The organism is Endozoicomonas acroporae (assembly GCF_002864045.1).
Lineage (GTDB): Bacteria > Pseudomonadota > Gammaproteobacteria > Pseudomonadales > Endozoicomonadaceae > Endozoicomonas > Endozoicomonas acroporae.
Window position 1 is genome coordinate 1 of the sequence record NZ_PJPV01000275.1, and the last position, 1,343, is coordinate 1,343.

General features: G+C 46.3%; 1 protein-coding gene. It reads left to right on the forward strand.

Features of this window, described 5'->3' with window-relative positions:
• Positions 1-1,324: ISKra4 family transposase (locus tag CX664_RS26865; RefSeq protein WP_101749314.1), on the forward strand; the 1,324-nt coding region annotated here is incomplete at its 5' end.
• Positions 1,325-1,343: the final 19 nt, after the last annotated feature.

A 1,343-nucleotide genomic window follows, 5' to 3' on the forward strand; every position in this document is an offset into this window, starting at 1 on the left:
GTATAAGAAAAATTTCTACGTGGCTTTGAACATGACTGCTGTAATTCTTACCCGCAACGAAAAATCCTTCACTTTGCAAATTGAAGTACCTGTTGACTCAGATAACATGCTCTCCAGTGAAGACCTCCTTCAGGATGCCCTCAATGAGGGTGGACGGCTGGCAACAGGTGAGCTTTTGCAACGCTTTGAAGTTCCGAATCATGATCCTGTTGTACTCCGTGGACAGAAGCTGACTTATAAACATCAGGTGGCCAAACGTTATGAAACACCCTATGGAGTATTTACCTTTGAACGCGCTGTCTATCAGGGGCATTGCGGTGGTGTAACCTGGAGTCCTCTGGATCATAATGCCCATATTATAGGTGCTGCAACGCCTAAATTGGCCAAAATGGTGAGCTGGAAGTACAGTAAAATACCCGCCCCTGCTGTTGCAGAAGATCTTGAGTCCAATCATGGTCGAAAGCTGGCGTTATCATATATAAAACATCTGTCTGATGCAGTAGGTTTTCTGGTCGAAGACCATACCTATGATGAGTATGATATTCCCAAACTGGATGAGCCCGTATCGTCTATTGCAATCGGTCTAGATGGCACCTGTATGCTGCTTTGCGAAGGTGGTTGGCGTGAAGCCATGTGCGGAACAATCAGCCTGTACGATGCCAGTGGCCACAGACAATACACCATTTACACTGCAGCAGCGCCAGAGTACGGTAAATCCAGCTTCCTGGGGCACCTCGAACACGAGATTCGGCGTATAAAGGATCGTTTCCCGAATGCCCATTACATTGGTATTGCAGATGGAGCCAAGAGTAATTGGTGTTTTTTGAAGAAACACACAGATTACCAGACGCTGGATTTCTTTCATGTATCCGAATATATCGGAGCTGTTGCACAAGCGCTCTTCCCTGTTAATGAAAAGCAGCGGGAGGCATGGCTGGAAGACCGCCTTCATCGTTTGAAACACAAAATGGGAGCAGCCTCCAGATTGCTGCGGGAACTTGAAGCGGTTGATTTACCAAAAAAGACGACAGCTAATGTAGAAAAGCTTTATAAAGCTATTAGTTATATGAAGAATAATCAGTCACTCATGCGCTACTACCAGTCAGTGAGTAAGAACTGGCCGATAGGCTCAGGTGTAACCGAAGCAGCCTGTAAAACACTAGTAAAGCAGCGTTTATGCGGCTCAGGCATGCGCTGGAAACATCAAAGCGCAGCCATTATTTTAGGAATCAGGGCTCTCAGTCAAACCAAGGAACGATGGGAGCAATTCTGGGAGCGCTTTATGGCAGTGCATAGAGCAAACGAACCAGTATCAGCGTTTTGATTATTCTGAGAGAGCACCC